Consider the following 17,621-nt stretch of genomic DNA (forward strand, 5'->3'; position numbering starts at 1 on the left):
AATCAAGCCACACACCTGCTGAATACCTCGCAAGATGCCTTGCATGACCGCCATGACTGGATACAATGACAGTTGTATGGATGCACACCCCGTGCCGTCAGCTCAAGATGCCGCCCAGGCCAAAGGCAATGCCCATGACCCAGCCGCTTACTCCGCGCCAGCAGGACGTCTTTGATTTCATCATCAAGACCATCAAATCCTCCGGCTATCCGCCGACGCGTGCCGAAATCGCCCAGGCGCTGGGCTTTCGCTCCCCCAATGCTGCCGAAGAGCATCTACGCGCATTGAAGCGCAAGGGCGCCATTGAAATGGTGCCCGGCACGTCACGCGGCATTCGCGTGCCATCGCTGGCCGACGCTGAGGAAAATGACAATCCGGGTCTACCAGTCATCGGTGAAGTCGCAGCAGGCAGCCCGATACTCGCCAGTGAGCACATCGATCGCCACTGCCCTCTGCCTAGCGACTACTTCTCACCGGCAGCAGATTACCTGTTACGTGTTCGCGGTGTTTCCATGAAGGATGCCGGTATCCTGGAAGGTGATCTACTGGCAGTACACCGCACCACCAATGTCCGCGATGGCCAGATAGTAGTGGCACGTCTCGGGGATGAAGTGACCGTCAAGCGTTTCCGTCGCGATGGTCATTACGTATGGCTCGAAGCTGAAAATACCGACTTCGCCCCCATCAAGGTGGACCTGCGCAGCGAAAGCCTGGAAATTGAAGGCCTTGGCGTTGGCGTTATCCGCGACGGCGGTCTTCACTGATACGCCTCTCGAGATGTTCACTCGCGTTCAGACACGAAAAAACCGCCAATTGGCGGTTTTTTCGTGTCTGAACGCTTAAGAGACTAGCGACAATGATGGGCAGCCAGTGCTTCAGTGCACCATACCTTCTGACTGCTCATCTTCATCTTCCTCACCATCCCACAGGCGCGTGCGCGTGATGGCATGGTCAATCATTTCACGCGCGACTTCGAAGCGATTGTCACGCAGCAGATCAGCCGCCTCATCCGAGATGCGAATGCTGAGCAGCGGCTCACCTTCGCTTTCGGCTGCGCGCAGAATCACTTCACCATCTTCCATTTGCACAATTTCAAGTACGGCGGGATCAGACACGTCATTCCTCCTGCACGGCATCTCTTGAGATGCCGGCGTCGTTGTGATCGTCAGCTTGACGGTGGACAGGCCTCACGCAGCGCAGAAAAAAGTACGACCACAGCCAGAGCCATGGTCGTACTATTGAGAATGCGGGGCTTGCCACAATGGGCTCAGTCTAGCACCCGCGATACCGAAGCGTCATCCGCTTGACATCACTACCACTCGACACTCGACTCGCGTAGCCCCGGCAATATGGCCTTGAATGCCGCTAGCACCTCTGTGAGACGCTCAACCAATGAGGCATTGGCCGCAGCCGCGATAATCAAACCATCGCCACGTACACGCCCTTCTTCTCGGCGCGCAGCACCCGTCTCAGCATGCAAGCGGTCAATGTCACTCACCAGCTGGCTCAGCCAGCTATCGGGACGTTCGAGCAGAATACGCAGCTGCTCAATCTCGGCAACGGGTGTCGGGGGAGCTGTCAAACGTTCGCGCCAGCCGTCCTGCGGCCAACGCGCCACCACAGCGAACTCGTCCAGCAACGAGGACAGCGCCAGCTCCAACAGCACCAGCGCGCCCTCCTCATTTGCCATGCGACGCGCCATGTCGTGCTCGTCTCCCGCCGTCACCGCCGACTGTGCTAACAACAGCTCAGCCTGATACAGCAGTTGGTTGGTGCGGGCACGATGACTCATCAGACCTTGACTCCCTTGCGCTTGTCCTCGACAACCCAACGGCCATTCTCGAACGTCGCTTTCCAGCCAGTCGCCTTACCTTCCTCGTCACTCATAACGTACTGCGCCTTGACCTTGCGCGAGAAACGAATCTGCGCCGGGCGCCCATCCGGGTCCTTCTCCGGCGCCTTGAGGATGAAGTGATACTTCTCCGGCAACTCGTCAGCGTGCGCTTTGAGCTCCATCACCAATGGTGGACGCGTCTCACGATTCTTCGGGAACTGACTGGCTGCCATGAACAAGCCACTCGCGCCATCACGCAGCACGTAGTGATCCTCAACCTTGACACAGGCGAGCTCCGGCATCGGAATCGGGTCCATCTTCGGTGGTGCGACCTCACCCGATTTGAGCAGTTTGCGAGTGTTCTTGCAGGTCTCGCTAGTACAGCCGAAGTACTTGCCGAAACGGCCAGTCTTGAGCTGCATATCAGCGCCACACTTGTCGCACTCGATCACTGGACCATCATAGCCCTTGATACGGAAGTGCCCTTCCTCGACTTCGTGTCCCACACAATCCGGGCTGTTGCCACAGACGTGCAACTTGCGATGCTCATCGATCAGGTAGCTGTCCATCGCCGTCGCACAGATCGGACAGCGGCGCTTGGCACGTAGCGCGTCGGTCTCAGCATCTTCATCGGCATCAGCGGCTACAGCCTCATCGCCTGGTAACAGATCGATGGTGGTCTTGCAGCGCTCTTTCGGTGGCAGGTTATAACCTGAGCAACCAAGGAAGACACCGGTGGATGCAGTACGAATCTGCATCTCGCGTTCACAGGTCGGGCAAGAAATATTCGTTGGCACCGGCTGATTCGGGCGCATGCCTTCTTCTGACTGGGCATGATCCAACTCAGCCTTGAATTCGGCATAGAAGGCATCAAGTAGTTCACGCCAGTTGCGTGTCCCCTTGGCCACCTCATCCAGGTGGTCTTCCATGCGAGCTGTGAAGCCGAAGTCCATCAGGTCCTTGAAGGATTCGCTGAGACGATCAGTGACGATGTCACCCAACTTCTCGGCGTAAAAGCGGCGATTTTCCAGTGCCACATAGCCACGATCCTGAATGGTCGAGATGATGGCGGCATAGGTCGAGGGGCGACCGATGCCACGCTTCTCGAGCTCCTTGACCAAGCTGGCTTCGGTATAGCGCGCCGACGGCTTGGTGAAGTGCTGCTGAGGGTCCAGCTCCACTAGATCCAACTTTTCACCAATCGCGAGGTCGGGCAGCGACTGATCTTCTTCCTTCTTGCCCATCGGCTTCATGACACGAGTATAGCCATCGAACTTGAGTACGCGGCCACGCGCACGCAGATCATAACCATCCACTTCAATGGTCAGTGTCGAGGACAGATACTCAGCCGGCAACATCTGACAGGCCACGAACTGGCGCCAGATCAGCTCATAGAGCCGTTCGGCATCACGCTCCATACCCGCGAGATCAGTCGCACGATTGGCCACCTCAGAAGGACGAATCGCTTCATGGGCTTCCTGAGCACCTTCCTTGCTGGAATAAACGTTGGCTGCTTCCGGCAGGTAGTTACTGCCATATTCTTCACTGATGAAATCACGAGCCGTCGCCACTGCATCCGCCGACAGATTCGTCGAGTCAGTACGCATATAAGTGATGTAGCCAGCTTCATACAGGCGCTGCGCCATCATCATGGTTTTCTTGACCGAGAACCCGAGACGACCGCTGGCCGCCTGCTGCAGTGTCGAGGTAATGAAGGGGGCATTCGGCTTGGAGCGAGTCGGCTTGTCTTCGCGATTAGAGATCGCAAGTGCTGCAGTCCGCAGTGAGGCGATACGCTCAAGCGTGTCCTTCTCGCTCGTCGGCCGGAAGACCTTGCCGTTCTGGCGCGCCAGCTCAAAACGAATCGCTTCTCCACTCGCGGCAGCAAGCTCGGCGTGCACATCCCAGAATTCTTCCGGAATGAAGGCGCGAATCTCGCGCTCACGCTCAACAATCAAGCGCACAGCCACAGACTGAACACGACCGGCAGACAGGCCTCGCGCCACCTTGGCCCACAGCAGCGGCGAAACCATAAAGCCCACCACGCGATCCAGATAGCGGCGCGCCTGCTGTGCATGAACTCGGTCCATCTTCAGCTCGCCGGGTTCGTCAAAAGCCGCCGTGATCGCTTTCTTGGTGATCTCGTTGAATACCACGCGCTTATAGCGCGTCTCGTCGCCACCGATGGTTTCGCGCAAGTGCCAGGCAATAGCCTCACCTTCGCGGTCAAGATCCGTCGCGAGATAGATGGTGTCGGCTTTCTCGGCCAGACGCGTCAGTTCCGAGACAACCTTTTCCTTGCCAGGCAAGATCTCATAATGCGCCTCCCAGCCATTCTCCGGATCAACCCCCATACGGCGGATCAACTGAGTCTTGGCTTTCTTCTCTTTATGAGCGGCCTTGACCTCCGGCGACATCTTGCGAGTCTCCGCAGCCTGACGGGCACGTTCCTTCGGATCAGTTGCCTGCTTGCCGCTACCGCTGGTTGGCAGATCGCGGATATGCCCGACACTCGATTTCACCACGAAATCGTTGCCGAGATACTTATTGATGGTCTTGGCCTTGGCGGGCGACTCGACGATCACCAGTGACTTGCCCATGGTTGCTCGCATCTCCTGGCCGGCGCTGAGTGCGCCAGCGAATGAATCGTCGCGCTGGGTTTTTTCCCAGCCGAAAAATGCGCCTACCCTACCCCAGCATTTCGGCGCTGACCAGCAATGTTAAGACTGGCGGAGTGTCTAGATACTCTCGGTAGGCGTTGCGGCTCCTATTAACAGGAGGTCTCTGATGCCATCAGGGCGGCCCACAAAATTGACATTTGCAATATCAACTTACGGCCAAGACCTTTCTGCGATATAGCGTCTGGCGTGCACTTTTTTCTGTCACTGATTTGCTGCCACTATATAGAGGGACAGAGAAATCAATCGAGAGGTAACGATGTTGGCAGCGATAACGTCAGTGTGACATCTCTCAGTACATTAGGAGCATGACCTGATCAACGTAGCGCATTCGACGCGATGCAGGAATGAAGCCTCGCCCGACTATTGCGATGTCGCGTGACAGGATTATTGATCATGGCCATCAGCAAGAGTCTGCCTCAAAACATGCCGCAACAAGGTACTGCACTCGACAGGCTCCCTTTCAGCCTTCAATGTAGTAAAATGACAACACAATCTGTCTGATCCATCACGCCAGTGTTCAAGGAGTAGATTTCATGCCGCACGCGTTCAACGGCCCGATCCGCCGCACCAAGATTGTTGCCACACTCGGTCCGGCCAGTGACAAGCCGGGTGTTCTCGACGCGATGATTCGTGCCGGAGTCGATGTGGTACGCCTCAATTTCTCCCACGGCAGCCCGGAAGATCACCGCATGCGCGCAGAGGCTGTCCGTCAGGCCGCCGCCGCACAAGGACGTAGCGTCGCAGTACTGGGTGACTTGCAGGGACCGAAGATTCGTATTGCCCGCTTCAAGGACACCGTTGTTACTCTGAGCGAAGGCCAGCCCTTCGTCCTGGACATCGGCCTGGGCCGTGATGAAGGTACCACCGAGCGTGTCGGCTGCGACTACCAACAACTGGCCGATGACGTGGTAGCCGGCGATGTCCTGCTGCTTGACGACGGCCGTGTAGTACTTGAAGTCATTGAGCTCAAGGACAACGAGATCCACACTACCGTCAAGGTGGGTGGCAAGCTGTCCAATAACAAGGGTATCAACAAGCAGGGCGGCGGCTTGTCTGCCGAAGCACTGACCGAGAAAGACAAGTCCGATCTCAAGACCGCCATCGATATCGGCGTTGATTATCTGGCTGTCTCTTTCCCGCGTAGCGGCGCTGACATGCAGCTAGCGCGTGAGCTACTGGGCGAAAAGGGCCGTGATATTGGCCTGATCGCCAAGGTTGAGCGCGCTGAAGCCGTCGCTGATGACGCCGTGCTCGACGGCATCATCCTCGCCAGCGAGGGTGTCATGGTGGCACGTGGTGATCTGGGCGTAGAGATTGGCGATGCCCAGCTTATCGGCGTACAGAAGCGCATGATTCGCCGCGCGCGCAGCCTCAACCGTGTGGTCATCACCGCCACGCAGATGATGGAGTCCATGATCAGCGCGCCACTGCCAACTCGCGCAGAAGTCTTCGACGTCGCCAATGCCGTGCTTGATGGTACCGATGCCGTGATGCTGTCTGCCGAAACGGCCGCGGGCGACTTCCCGGTCGAAACCATCGAGACCATGCACCGCGTCTGCCTGGGCGCGGAGCGGGAGCGCTCTGCACAGGAATCCCAGCACCGCATCCACGAAGGTTTCAGCAAGACCGATGAAACCATCGCGCTGTCTGCCATGTACGCTGCCAACCACCTGACCGGTGTCGTAGCCATCGTGTGCATGACCGAATCCGGCTATACGCCGCTGATCGCTTCACGCATTCGCTCTGGCCTGCCAATCGTCGGGCTGGCACAGGACCAGAAGACTCAGCGTCGCATGGCGCTGTACCGTGGCGTGGTATCCCTGCCCTTCGACTCAAGCGAACTACCGGCGCCGGAAATCAACCGTCGCGCCATCGCTGAGCTCGAAGCCCGTGGCATTGCTACCCGCGGCGACCTGGTTATCCTGACACGTGGCGACCAGATGAACGCTCATGGTGGCACCAACACCATGAAGATCGTCACCGTCGGCGGCACTATCGACTGAAGCATTTGAGCACTGGCGGGGCAAGCACCCCGCCATCAGGAGGCAATGCGACATGAGCGAGCAACGACCCAAGCGCCAGGCGCGGCGCACCCTCCCAGCACGCAAGCGTATTGCGCTGGTAGCCCATGATGGCAAGAAGAATGAAATGCTGGACTGGGCTAACCGCTGGCGCGACGAGCTCTCTCGTCACCAGCTGGTAGGTACCGGTACGACCGCGCGGCGCATCAGCAAGGAGCTCGGCCTTGAGGTGGAAGGCCTGATGAGTGGACCGCTGGGAGGCGATCAGCAGATTGGTGCCCGTATCGCTGAAGGCAATCTGGATATACTGATATTCCTGTGGGACCCGTTTGCTCCGATGCCGCATGATCCTGACGTCAAGGCTCTGCTACGACTGGCGGCTTTATGGAACGTCCCCGTCGCCAGCAATGCCGCGAGTGCCGACTTCATGTTCAACTCGGCATTGATGTCACAGGCCGTCGAAGTCGCCGTGCCAGACGCCAATGACTGGGTCAGCACGCGCGCCTGACCACCTCACCGGATATATTGCATTAAGTACATTGTTGCAAAGCACTACCCAAAAACGCCGTCAGCGCTCTATTTTTGCGCTGACGGCGTTTTTTATGGCTCATCCTTCAACGGCCAAAACACGCGAAATGTTGTAATCAAACTACATTTTGCGTGTTTTCGAGTGATCTCTCGCTTCTTCAGTACCGACTTTCACCTGCGCCCAGGCTCTCCCGCGACACTGCATTGCTGCACGTCACCTTGATCACCTGCAATGCCCTGGCCACGCACGCTACTCTCATCACGCTTGAGCACTGCAAATTGGGATACTCGCCCGGGGTCATCTTCAATTCGCGGCGCAAGACATACTAATCCTGGCCGCCGTGCCAACGAAGGAGGCGCGATCGCGAGCGTATCGTGACGGTTCTCGGCCATGTCGAGGGCATCTGCCATATGCAGGCACTCGACGCGCTCCACGTGCGGCAGATTTTGCTCAAGCCATGCATTACACTCGTCAAATAGCGCCTCACGCGCCACGATGCGCTGCACCTTGCTGGGCGTTAGCTCCGGCGGGCCAAGCAGACTAAGACTGATGGCGCGAAATAACCGTCGCTCGACACGAATGCCCGGCCACGCAGCCAATGCATCGTGTGTAGCCCTCACTGGCTGCTGATGGCCGCGCGACCATGGCACTACGGCGGCATCGATCTCGCCTTCTGCCAATGCCATGACAACCTCTTCAATCCCGGCATAGGCACTCAGATTGGCATCAGTAGCATATAGCTTGGATGCGCACTCTCGAGAATAGCCTCCTAAATGTCCCGGATAGCCAACACGCAACGCAGCATGAATCACGCCCTCGTGCGATGTATCTTCCTGAGATTCGCTAACTGTCACCTTCATCCCTGCCCCTCATGACAATGCCTGATGAAAACCCGCCTTACCAACAGCATAGCCGTAAATGAAGACGTTAGGCGAAGCCCCCATTTGCACCGATGATTTGCCCTGTCACCCAGCCAGCGTCACGGCTCGTCAACCAGGCGACGACGCGTGCCACATCCTGTGGACTGGCAATCCGCCCCAGCGCTGCCATGCCCTCAAGCCTGGCAATGGTTTCCTCGCTTTTGCCAGCACGAAACAACCCAGTATCTGTCGGGCCAGGAGCCACCGCATTGACGGTAATGCCGCGTGCGCCCACTTCCTTGGCCAGTACACGGGTCAGCTGGTCTACCGCAGCCTTGGAGGCCGCATAAGGCCCATAAGTCGCAAACATCTGCCGCGTGACTGACGTCGATATATTCACTACTCGCCCATCATCACGCAGATGTAGCGCCGCCTCACGCATCAAGTTGAATGAGCCCGTGAGATTGGCATTCATCAAGCTGGAAAAGTCCTCATCGGTAAAATCGGCCAATGTCTTGTAAATACTCATGCCAGCATTGTTGACCAGAATATCCACCCCGCCATAGGTTTCGCTTGCGGCCTGGAACAGACGACCGGCATCAGCGCTGATGCCCACGTCGCCCTGTACCGCGATGGCTTGCCCACCCAAGGATTCGATGTCGGACACCACCTGCTGAGCGCCCTCGACATCGCTACGGTAGTTGACAACGACCTTGGCGCCACTCGCCGCCAAGCGCAGAGCAACGGCCGCCCCAATCCCGCGCGAGGCACCGCTGACCACGGCGACCTTGTCTGCAAGGTCTTGTACGGCTTGCTGAACTTGCTGATTGTCACCTTGCATAGTGTCTTCCTTATTTATCTGTTTAATGACTCGATATAGCTGAAGGCGGTCAGTACTACATTAGCGAAGACTTCAGCGAATGACATCTGGCATGACAGCTATCTCACAAGCCTGTGGGCGGCGCCAGATAGGCAAAAAAAGCCCGCCACTCTTTTGAGTGGCGGGCTTTTTTTGATACCGCATCACGATAGGCGGCTAGTCATCTATCACCCTTGGCCTGACGCTCGAAGGTATCGGCACGCAGCACCTCGATCCAATAACCGTCGGGGTCCTTGATGAAGGCAAGCCCCTTCATCTTGCCATCATCGGGGCGCTTGACGAACTCGATGCCCAGCTCCTCAAAGCGCTCACTGGCGGCATAGACATCCGGTACGCTGATGCCAATATGACCAAAACCCTGCGGCTGAGCGTTACCATCGTGATAAGCGAAATCAGCGTCATTCTCAGTACCCCAGTTATGGGTCAGCTCAAGCATCGCCTCACGCCCGAAGGTATAGGTCGTCCGCTTGAGATCATCGCTCGGCACTTCATCTGCCTGCTGCTCATCGAGATAAGCGAGGAAATAAAGACTGAACTGCATCTCGGGGAAGTCGAGCTTGCGTACCAATCGCATGCCAAGCACGCGGGTATAGAAGTCCATGCTGCGCTCGGGATCCTTGATACGCAGCATGGTTTGATTGAAAACAAAGCCGCGTGTCGCCGGATCAAGCTGCTCACTCAGCCCTGGTACATTCTCGAAATGGGTCGCCATGATAAAGGTCCATGCTTGAGGGGGACGGCGCATGTCTCGTGCGACGCCCTCTGAATGATCGAATGCCTTTGCAGATGGTGGCGACGGATGACATTTACAAGCCACCGACCTTCTCATGCAATTTCGATCAACACCTCGCCCGGGGTCACACGATCCCCACGCGTGACATGGATGGCATTTACCGTGCCATCGACACGCGCCGCGATCTCGGTCTCCATTTTCATCGCTTCGGTGATCAACACTGCCTGTCCGGCGGTGACACTGTCACCCACTGCCACCAGTACCTCAACGATATTACCCGGCATGGCCGTCGTGACATGGCCTGGAGCCGAGGCACTCGCGCGCCCATTAGCCTGCCCTGCGGCCACATAGTCATCCTTGGCCTCGAACACGACCTCTTCCGGCATGCCGTCCAGCGTCAGGTAAATGTGACGCTTGCTGCCCTTGGCTCCACCCACGCCGGTGATCTGAACAGCATAGGATTCACCATGCACGTCGATCACGAACTCGGTCGGTACGCCGGAGGAAACCGGACGTTCCGCCTCACCTTGTGGCACCACTTCCGGCGCGAGCGTGCCATCGCGACGCTCAGTCAGGAAATCACGCCCCAATTCCGGGAACATGGCAAAGGTCAGTACGTCTTCAGGAGACTCGGCCAGCGCGCCCAGCTCTTCAGTCAGGCGTGCCATCTCGGGAGACAACAGATCTGCCGGGCGCCCTGTTTCCACGGGGGCAGTACCGATGGCACGTGAGCGTACATCTTCATTGACGGCTGCCGGTGCCTGGCCATAACCCCCTTGCAGGTAGCGCTTCACCTCGTTGGTGATGCTCTTGTAGCGCTCGCCCGTCAGCACGTTGAGGACCGCCTGAGTGCCAACAATCTGTGAAGTCGGCGTGACCAGCGGCGGATAGCCGAGATCAGCACGTACACGCGGAATCTCATCGAAAACTTCACGAATGCGATCCAACGCATTCTGTTCTTTCAGCTGACTGGCCAGATTCGACATCATGCCGCCCGGAATCTGACTGATCTGTACCGAGACATCCTCACGCGTGAACTCGCTCTCGAAAGCGGAGTACTTGGTGCGCACTTCACGGAAGTAATCACCAATCTCACGTAATGCCTCAAGCTCAAGCCCGGTATCCCAAGGCGTGCCGCGCAGCGAGGCAACAAAGGATTCCGTCGCCGGGTGACTGGTACCGCCCGCAAAGGCCGAGATGCAGGTGTCGATATGGCGACAGCCGGCCTCTACCGCCTTGATCTGACACTGCGGCGCAAGCCCTGCCGTGGCGTGGCTATGAAGATGAATCGGCACACTGACTTCGGCGACCAATGCACTGACCAGATCAAAGGTCGCATAAGGCGTCAGCAGCCCTGCCATGTCCTTGATGACGATGGAATCAGCTCCCATCTCGACCAGCTTGCGGGCCTGCTCAACGAACATCTCAAGTGTATGCACTGGGCTCACGGTGTAGCAGATAGTGCCCTGAGCATGCTTGCCAGCCTTCTTGACAGCGCGCATGGCAGTTTCCATGTTGCGCAAATCATTCAGAGCATCGAATACACGGAAGATATCGATACCACCGGCCGCTGCACGCTCCACAAAGGCTTCCACCACATCATCGGCATAGTGACGATAGCCGAGCAGATTCTGGCCACGCAGCAGCATCTGCAGTGGTGTATTCGGCATGGCTTCCTTGAGAGCTGACAGGCGCGCCCAAGGGTCTTCTTTCAAGAAGCGCACACAGGCGTCAAAGGTCGCGCCGCCCCACACTTCAAGACTGTGGAAGCCGGCTTGATCGAGACGTGCAGCAATAGGCAGCATGTCTTCGGTACGCATACGGGTCGCTATCAGAGACTGATGGCCATCGCGCAGTACGACTTCGGTAACTTTAACGGTGTCAGCAGATACATCAGCAGGGGAAGCAGCGACAGAAGAAGCAATGTCAGTCATGTCAGCAATCCTTTTAATTGTAAGTGTATTTGACTAATACGAGGCTTGGCTCATGCACCCTTGCCTAAAGCCCCGCATGCGCTGCAATGGCGGCGGCAATCGCCAGAGCTGTCTGCTCCGGCAAGCGCTTGACCGAATACTGAGTCAGCTCCGGATGCGCCGCGACAAAGCCAGTATCAAAATGCGCATTACGGAAGTCTGGATGCTTGAGGATTTCTTGATAGTAAGGCGCGGTGGTCTTGATCCCCTGCAAGCGCATGTCATTGAGTGCCCGCGAGCCACGATTGATGACCTCTTCCCACGTCAATCCCCACACGATCAGCTTGAGACACATGGAGTCGAAATACGGCGGAATGGTATAGCCGGTGTAGATCGCCGTATCCGTGCGCACGCCAGGCCCACCCGGCGCGTAATAGCGCGTGATGCGGCCGAAGCTCGGCAGGAAGTCATTCTTGGGGTCTTCAGCATTGATGCGGAACTGGATGGCGTAGCCGTGGTGACGAATATCTTCCTGGCGGAAAGACAACTTGTGCCCCCAGGCGATGCGAATCTGCTCACGGACGATATCCACCCCGGTGATGGCCTCGCTGATGGTGTGCTCCACCTGCACGCGAGTGTTCATCTCCATGAAGTAGATTTCATTGCCCTTGACCAGAAACTCCACCGTACCCGCATTGCGGTAACCCACGGCACGCGCAGCGCGGACGGCCATCTCACCCACATAGGAGCGCTGCTCGGGCGTCAGCTGTGGGCTGGGCGCGATCTCGATCAGCTTCTGATTGCGGCGCTGAATGGAGCAATCGCGCTCGAACAGATGAATCACGTTGTCGTGATTATCTGCGAGAATCTGCACTTCGATATGCAGCGGATCAACCACACAGCGTTCGAGGAAGACAGCAGCACTGCCGAAGGCCTTGGTCGCCTCGGAGATGACACGCCCCCATGCCTGCCCCAACTGGTGGGCATCATCACAACGCCGGATACCACGGCCACCCCCGCCTGAGGTAGCCTTGAGCATCACTGGGTAGCCGATCTTCTCTGCGACTGACAGCGCCTCTTCTACGTCAGCCAGATTACCAGCAGACCCCGGAGTCACGGGTACGCCTGCCGCTTTCATCGCAGCGCGCGCTTCGGTCTTGTCGCCCATGCGGGCGATCACATCACTGGTCGGCCCGACGAACGCGATGCCGGCGGTCTCGCAAATACGCGCAAACTCTGAATTTTCAGACAAGAAACCATAGCCCGGATGGATGGCATCACAGCCCGTCTCACGCGCCAGATCTACCAGTCGGCGCGCATCCAGATAGCCAGCGAGCGGGTCTTCACCAATGAAATGCGCCTCATCTGCGCGCTTGACGTGCAATGAGAACCGATCTGGCTCGGTGTAGACCGCGACAGAGCGGATGTCCATCTCTGCACAGGCGCGTACAATGCGCACTGCGATCTCCCCTCGGTTGGCAATCAGCAACTTGCGGAACATGGTGACTCTCCCTGCCGGAACGCTGTGGTCTTGTTATCAGACTTTCCACGCTACCCAGCGAGAGACCAATAGAAAAGTTGATATTTTTTTGCCAATCTATAAGCAAAACCTTATGACTGGGTGTGTCATGTCGCGTCCAAACCTGTTAAATCGTTTAACTTTCAGACAGTTACAAGTGTTCCAGGCAGTCTATCGCCAGCAGTCATACTCACGTGCTGCAGAGCAACTCGGCCTGACACAACCGGCAGTTAGTGCTCAAATCCGCCAATTGGAACAGGCGCTTGAACAATCGCTGTTCAAATACGCCGGCAAGACACTGCATATCTTGCCCGCTGCCAACGCTCTCGCAAGCTCTGTACAGTCGATTTTTGGCGAGGTCTCGAGCCTGCAAATGGAGCTGTCGGAGATTGCTGGCACAATCCGTGGCGAGCTGAACCTGGCCGCAGTGTCCACCGCTCAGTATGTGGTACCACATATTCTGGCGCGCTTTCGTGCTCGCTATCCGGAAGTCTCGGTGCGCCTCAAGGTCTGTAACCGAGGCCAGGCACTCGAGCGACTCGCCGAACGCCGGGATGACCTGGTGATCATGGGCATGGTACCGGACGACGCCAATCTGGCCTTCATGCCGATTCTGGACAATGAACTGATACCCATCGTCTGGCCGGGCCACCCGTTGCTGACGGAAAAAGGCATCACACTGGAAGACATGACGCAGTACTACATGCTGATGCGCGAACCGGGCTCTGGCACGCGCACCGCCTTTGAAGAGTTCGCCGCACGCGAGCGCGTCTCGCTGCGCCATACGCTGGAGCTGGGCTCCAATGAGGCTATCAAGCAGGGTGTGATGGCACATCTCGGCGTGGCGATCCTGCCGCGCCTGGCGGTTCAGCTGGAGCTGGCCTCGGGGCTATTGGCTTCACCGTCATTGCCAGGCTTCCCGCTGCGGCGCTCATGGTGCACCGTCTACCCCAAGGACCGCTATCCGACGCCGGTGACTGAGCTGTTCCTGCGCTTCGTCCGTGAGCTGCTGCCAGAGCTGAATGCGCACTTCAGTGCGCCCATGGAGCCAATGCCGGGCCATAGCGTGGCATGCCTGCCACTGGCCACCGAATAGCGTTGCACGGGGTCGCTGGCAGCCCATGAAAAAACCGCCCCAGAGAAAGTCTCCGAGGCGGTTTTTTCATGACGAGACACAGAATGTCTTACTTCACTTCCACACCATGTGCTTGCTTATCAGCGTGGTAGGAGGAGCGTACCAATGGGCCGGATGCCACATGCAAGAAGCCCATCTCACGCGCCTTCTGACCGAGCCAATCGAAGGTATCAGGATGCACCCAGCGATCGATCGGCAGGTGATTGCGTGACGGCTGCATGTACTGGCCTAAGGTCAGCATATCAACGCCGTGGTTGCGCAGATCCTGCAGCACCTCGAGCACCTGCTCGTCAGTCTCGCCCACGCCCAGCATCAAGCCAGACTTGGTCTTCACTTCCGGACGACGCTCCTTGTAGCCCTTGAGCAGATCAAGCGACCACTGGTAGTCAGCCCCCGGACGTACGCGACGATACAGGCTCGGCACGGTTTCCAGGTTGTGGTTGAAGACATCGGGCGGCGTCTGTTCGAGCACGTCCAGTGCGACCTGCATACGGCCACGGAAGTCCGGGACCAGCACTTCTATCTCGGTACCCGTGCACTTCTCGCGAATCTCGCTGATGCACTCAGCGATGTGGTTGGCACCGCCATCGCGCAGATCATCACGATCAACCGAGGTCACCACGACATAATTCAGTCGCATCTCGGCGATGGCCTCGGCCAGTTCGCGCGGCTCATCAGCATTCAGGATATTCGGGCGACCATGTGCCACATCGCAGAACGGGCAGCGACGCGTGCAAATGTCACCCATGATCATGAAGGTCGCGGTGCCGCCACTGAAGCACTCACCCAGGTTCGGGCAGGAGGCTTCTTCACACACCGTGTGCAGGCCATGCTTACGCAGAGTCTGCTTGATGCGTGTGATTTCCGGTGAAGCCGGCATGCGTACGCGCAGCCAATCCGGCTTCTTGGGCAGAGTATCGGAGGGGATCACCTTAATCGGTATACGGGCGACCTTCTCGGCGCCACGCAGCTTCACGCCGCGTTCCTTACGAGCAGGAGCGGCGGACGGGGCGGGCTTCGGGGTAACGATGGTCTCGGTCATCAGTTCTGTCCTGCTGTTCGAGAAATGTCAGCCAGTGCCGCGGGCAGCCCGCTCACCGGAGTCAGGGTTACGTCGCCCAGGCTTGTACCCAGACAACGCACCAGGCGGTTACGCTCGATGGCAAGATCCACTGGCTCGCGAGTCAGGTCGCGTAGCTGGGTCATCGCCATGCCGGCATAGCCGCAGGGATTGATGCGCCCGAAAGGCGCGAGGTCCATATCCAGATTGATTGCTACACCGTGGAAGCTACAGCCACGACGAATGCGCAGCCCCAGCGAAGCAATTTTGGCCTCTTCCATCGACCGACGCGGATCATCGCCACGCTGCGCCGATTTTTTCACGTAAACACCCGGTGCATCAGGGCGCGGATACGCCTCGATATCATGTTCCGCCAGTGCCGTCACTACCGTCTTTTCCAGTGCCGTCACCAACTGACGTACACCGATGGCACTGCGCTTGACGTTAAGCAGCGGATAAAGCACTAGCTGACCCGGCCCATGAAAGGTCACCTGCCCGCCTCGGTCTGTCTGCACTACCGGAATATCACCCGGCATCAACAGATGCTCTGGCTTGCCAGCCTGACCCTGGGTAAATACTGCAGGATGCTCCACCACCCACAGCTCGTCCGGCGCATCGGCCTCGCGCGTGTCGGTGAAATGACGCATGGCCGACCACACTTCGCCGTAGGACATGAGGCCAAGATGATAGACGTGAATCGTGTTCATGCATGCGCTCCCGTACTGAAGACGCAAGATGGTGGGGGCAGACGTGTCACGTGGGCGTCACAGCACCATGTGGATACGACCAGTGGCCTTGAGGTCGCGGTGCAAGGCGTCTAGCTGCTCAGTGCTGGTAGCGATGATCACCACACGCACGCTGCGGTAGTTGCCATTCTTGCTGTCTTGCCAAGAGATGGCCGTCGCATCAAAGCCCGGCGCATGCACTTCGAGGATATTGCAGACTACTTCGACAAGATCTTCAGCAGCAGTGCCGACGATCTTGAGGGGAAAATCACAGGGATATTCGATCTTGGGGGGCGTCTGCCCACCCACTTCTGGCGTCTTGGCCATGGATATAGCCCTTCATGTAAATCTATTTCCGACCATTCTACTCAACAAAGGGCGATCCGTCAGCCGGATCGCCCTTTCTGGTCATCGTGGCCCTGATAATGACAGGTACACGACTGGCACAGTCGAGATGTTCAGATCAGTTGAACAAGCCGTGGAAGAACAGCATCAATGCATCCCACAGACGCTTGAACAATCCACCCTGCTCCACCGACTCGAGCGCGACCAGCGGCTCTTCAGCCAACACCTTGTCATCCAGCTTGATCTGGAGAGTGCCGTACTGCTCACCCGCCTGAACCGGTGCCTTGATGGTTTCACTCACATCCAGGCGCGCAGTCAGTTTATCGGACTGACCGCTCGGCACGGTCAGGTAGACATCCTTCGCCATACCAAGACGTACCTGGTCCTTATCGCCACCCCAGACACGAGCCTGGTTAAGCACTGCGCCCTTGTCGTAGAGCTTCTTGCTTTCGAAATAGCGGAAGCCATAGGTCAAAAGTTTCTGGGACTCCTGAGCACGGGCTTCTTCGGAGCTAGTCCCCATCACGACACTGATCAAACGGGTGTCGTCCTTCTTGGCCGAGGCTACCAGACAGTAGCCCGCTTCTTCAGTGTGACCGGTCTTCAAGCCGTCAACATCCTTGTCACGCCACAGCAGCTTGTTGCGGTTAGGCTGCTTGATGCCATTCCAGGTGAAGTATTTCTGGGAGTAGATCTGATAGTGATCCGGGTAGTCCTCGATGATGCTACGCGCCAGAATCGCCAAATCATGCGCAGTGGAGTAATGCTCTGCATGCGGCAAACCAGTGGCATTCATATAGTGGGTGTTTTTCATGCCCAGACGCTTGGCATGCTGGTTCATCAGGTCAGCAAAGGAACCTTCACTGCCGCCAATACGCTCAGCCAACGCGACACTGGCATCATTGCCGGACTGAATGATGACGCCATGCAGCAAGTCATCAACGGAGACGCTGGTACCTTCGCGGATGAACATACGCGAGCCGCCTGTCTTCCAGGCATTGACGCTGATGCGCACCTCCTCATCCGGGCTCAGCTTGCCGTCATCAATCTCGGTCTCGACAAGATAGGCCGTCATCATCTTGGTCAGACTGGCCGGCGGCAAGCGCTGATCAGAATTATGCTCAACCAGAATACGACCGGAATTGGCATCCATCAGAATCCACGATGACGCTGCCAGCTGCGGCGCAGCCGGGATCAGGGTATCGGTTTCAATGGCATGAACCGGACTGGCAGTAACGCTGGCCACCAGCGCAATGCCGCTGGCTGCCATCAGCGTGGCAAGCCGACGCCGGAGTGGAAGAAGTCTGGCTTTCAAGGACATGTTGGAATCTCTTTGACACTCATGCGTTAGCCGAGACGTTAGCCTCGGCCATGTTGCACCCCGTC

The 17,621-nt window shown here is 57.6% G+C and carries 16 protein-coding genes; 4 read left to right on the forward strand and 12 right to left on the reverse strand.

The genetic code is table 11. From position 1 onward, the window contains the following. The first annotated feature begins 134 nt into the window (after positions 1-134). On the forward strand, positions 135-764 hold the full coding sequence (gene lexA / locus CFN46_RS02025; RefSeq protein WP_088742560.1) for a transcriptional repressor LexA: 630 nt from the start codon (positions 135-137) through the stop codon (positions 762-764). Between the two features lie 111 nt (positions 765-875). Here lexA and CFN46_RS02030 read toward each other — a convergent pair whose 3' ends face one another. From CFN46_RS02030 to topA, 3 genes are all read right to left on the reverse strand, one after another. Beyond that, positions 876-1,115 carry a hypothetical protein gene (locus CFN46_RS02030; protein WP_024953296.1) on the reverse strand — a complete coding sequence of 80 codons (240 nt, stop codon included), beginning with the start codon at positions 1,113-1,115 and terminating at the stop codon, positions 876-878. Between the two features lie 197 nt (positions 1,116-1,312). Continuing rightward, the gene (locus tag CFN46_RS02035; RefSeq protein WP_024953297.1) at positions 1,313-1,792 is read right to left on the reverse strand and encodes a DUF6586 family protein; all 480 of its coding nucleotides are present in this window, start codon (positions 1,790-1,792) and stop codon (positions 1,313-1,315) included. Then, the gene (gene topA / locus CFN46_RS02040) at positions 1,792-4,434 is read right to left on the reverse strand and encodes a type I DNA topoisomerase (RefSeq protein ID WP_024953298.1); all 2,643 of its coding nucleotides are present in this window, start codon (positions 4,432-4,434) and stop codon (positions 1,792-1,794) included. The genes CFN46_RS02035 and topA overlap by 1 nt, the downstream gene beginning before the upstream one ends. Positions 4,435-5,048: 614 nt before the next feature. Here topA and pyk point away from each other — a divergent pair. Together pyk and CFN46_RS02050 are read left to right on the forward strand one after the other, a co-directional pair. Further along, positions 5,049-6,518 (forward strand): pyruvate kinase, encoded by a 1,470-nt coding sequence (gene pyk / locus CFN46_RS02045; protein ID WP_024953299.1) that lies wholly within the window; start codon positions 5,049-5,051, stop codon positions 6,516-6,518. Between the two features lie 52 nt (positions 6,519-6,570). Then, positions 6,571-7,044, forward strand: a complete 474-nt coding sequence (locus CFN46_RS02050) for a methylglyoxal synthase (protein ID WP_024953300.1) — start codon at positions 6,571-6,573, stop codon at positions 7,042-7,044. Positions 7,045-7,235: 191 nt separating this feature from the next. Here the strand turns inward: CFN46_RS02050 and CFN46_RS02055 are convergent, their stop codons facing one another. The 5 genes from CFN46_RS02055 to CFN46_RS02075 all read right to left on the reverse strand — a co-directional run bounded on the left by CFN46_RS02055 (position 7,236) and on the right by CFN46_RS02075 (position 12,952). Beyond that, a complete protein-coding gene (locus tag CFN46_RS02055; RefSeq protein WP_024953301.1) occupies positions 7,236-7,925 on the reverse strand; it encodes a prephenate dehydratase domain-containing protein in 690 nt (229 codons plus the stop codon). 67 nt (positions 7,926-7,992) lie between these two features. Continuing rightward, complete coding sequence (locus tag CFN46_RS02060; RefSeq protein WP_024953302.1) at positions 7,993-8,766, reverse strand: SDR family oxidoreductase; 774 nt, start codon at positions 8,764-8,766, stop codon at positions 7,993-7,995. 199 nt (positions 8,767-8,965) lie between these two features. Then, complete coding sequence (gloA, locus tag CFN46_RS02065; protein WP_024953303.1) at positions 8,966-9,517, reverse strand: lactoylglutathione lyase; 552 nt, start codon at positions 9,515-9,517, stop codon at positions 8,966-8,968. 113 nt (positions 9,518-9,630) lie between these two features. After that, the gene (gene oadA / locus CFN46_RS02070; protein WP_088742561.1) at positions 9,631-11,472 is read right to left on the reverse strand and encodes a sodium-extruding oxaloacetate decarboxylase subunit alpha; all 1,842 of its coding nucleotides are present in this window, start codon (positions 11,470-11,472) and stop codon (positions 9,631-9,633) included. Positions 11,473-11,536: 64 nt separating this feature from the next. Continuing rightward, complete coding sequence (locus CFN46_RS02075) at positions 11,537-12,952, reverse strand: acetyl-CoA carboxylase biotin carboxylase subunit (RefSeq protein ID WP_088742562.1); 1,416 nt, start codon at positions 12,950-12,952, stop codon at positions 11,537-11,539. A gap of 127 nt (positions 12,953-13,079) precedes the next feature. On the opposite strand from CFN46_RS02075, the gene CFN46_RS02080 reads away from it, so the two are divergent. After that, entirely contained in the window at positions 13,080-14,066 is a 987-nt protein-coding gene (locus tag CFN46_RS02080; RefSeq protein WP_024950805.1) for a LysR family transcriptional regulator, read from the forward strand. A gap of 88 nt (positions 14,067-14,154) precedes the next feature. Here CFN46_RS02080 and lipA read toward each other — a convergent pair whose 3' ends face one another. From lipA to CFN46_RS02100, 4 genes are all read right to left on the reverse strand, one after another. Then, positions 14,155-15,147 carry a lipoyl synthase gene (gene lipA / locus CFN46_RS02085; RefSeq protein ID WP_024950804.1) on the reverse strand — a complete coding sequence of 331 codons (993 nt, stop codon included), beginning with the start codon at positions 15,145-15,147 and terminating at the stop codon, positions 14,155-14,157. Then, positions 15,147-15,872, reverse strand: a complete 726-nt coding sequence (gene lipB / locus CFN46_RS02090; RefSeq protein ID WP_024950803.1) for a lipoyl(octanoyl) transferase LipB — start codon at positions 15,870-15,872, stop codon at positions 15,147-15,149. Before lipB ends, lipA begins: the two co-directional genes overlap by 1 nt. Positions 15,873-15,929: 57 nt before the next feature. Continuing rightward, on the reverse strand, positions 15,930-16,217 hold the full coding sequence (locus CFN46_RS02095) for a YbeD family protein (protein ID WP_024950802.1): 288 nt from the start codon (positions 16,215-16,217) through the stop codon (positions 15,930-15,932). Positions 16,218-16,353: 136 nt separating this feature from the next. Next, a complete protein-coding gene (locus tag CFN46_RS02100) occupies positions 16,354-17,556 on the reverse strand; it encodes a D-alanyl-D-alanine carboxypeptidase family protein (protein ID WP_024950801.1) in 1,203 nt (400 codons plus the stop codon). Positions 17,557-17,621 lie beyond the last annotated feature (65 nt).

Origin of the sequence: Cobetia sp. QF-1 (assembly GCF_002213105.1) — a bacterium.
Taxonomy (GTDB): domain Bacteria; phylum Pseudomonadota; class Gammaproteobacteria; order Pseudomonadales; family Halomonadaceae; genus Cobetia; species Cobetia crustatorum.

What these genes read in the sequence shown, in the direction of transcription:
- lexA (WP_088742560.1), top strand. Translation starts at nt 135, where the DNA reads ATGACCCAGCCGCTTACTCCGCGCCAGCAGGACGTCTTTGATTTCATC.
- CFN46_RS02035 (WP_024953297.1), bottom strand. Translation starts at nt 1,792, where the DNA reads ATGAGTCATCGTGCCCGCACCAACCAACTGCTGTATCAGGCTGAGCTG.
- topA (WP_024953298.1), bottom strand. Translation starts at nt 4,434, where the DNA reads ATGGGCAAGTCACTGGTGATCGTCGAGTCGCCCGCCAAGGCCAAGACC.
- pyk (WP_024953299.1), top strand. Translation starts at nt 5,049, where the DNA reads ATGCCGCACGCGTTCAACGGCCCGATCCGCCGCACCAAGATTGTTGCC.
- CFN46_RS02050 (WP_024953300.1), top strand. Translation starts at nt 6,571, where the DNA reads ATGAGCGAGCAACGACCCAAGCGCCAGGCGCGGCGCACCCTCCCAGCA.
- CFN46_RS02055 (WP_024953301.1), bottom strand. Translation starts at nt 7,925, where the DNA reads ATGAAGGTGACAGTTAGCGAATCTCAGGAAGATACATCGCACGAGGGC.
- CFN46_RS02060 (WP_024953302.1), bottom strand. Translation starts at nt 8,766, where the DNA reads ATGCAAGGTGACAATCAGCAAGTTCAGCAAGCCGTACAAGACCTTGCA.
- gloA (WP_024953303.1), bottom strand. Translation starts at nt 9,517, where the DNA reads ATGGCGACCCATTTCGAGAATGTACCAGGGCTGAGTGAGCAGCTTGAT.
- oadA (WP_088742561.1), bottom strand. Translation starts at nt 11,472, where the DNA reads ATGACTGACATTGCTTCTTCTGTCGCTGCTTCCCCTGCTGATGTATCT.
- CFN46_RS02075 (WP_088742562.1), bottom strand. Translation starts at nt 12,952, where the DNA reads ATGTTCCGCAAGTTGCTGATTGCCAACCGAGGGGAGATCGCAGTGCGC.
- CFN46_RS02080 (WP_024950805.1), top strand. Translation starts at nt 13,080, where the DNA reads ATGTCGCGTCCAAACCTGTTAAATCGTTTAACTTTCAGACAGTTACAA.
- lipA (WP_024950804.1), bottom strand. Translation starts at nt 15,147, where the DNA reads ATGACCGAGACCATCGTTACCCCGAAGCCCGCCCCGTCCGCCGCTCCT.
- lipB (WP_024950803.1), bottom strand. Translation starts at nt 15,872, where the DNA reads ATGAACACGATTCACGTCTATCATCTTGGCCTCATGTCCTACGGCGAA.
- CFN46_RS02095 (WP_024950802.1), bottom strand. Translation starts at nt 16,217, where the DNA reads ATGGCCAAGACGCCAGAAGTGGGTGGGCAGACGCCCCCCAAGATCGAA.
- CFN46_RS02100 (WP_024950801.1), bottom strand. Translation starts at nt 17,556, where the DNA reads ATGTCCTTGAAAGCCAGACTTCTTCCACTCCGGCGTCGGCTTGCCACG.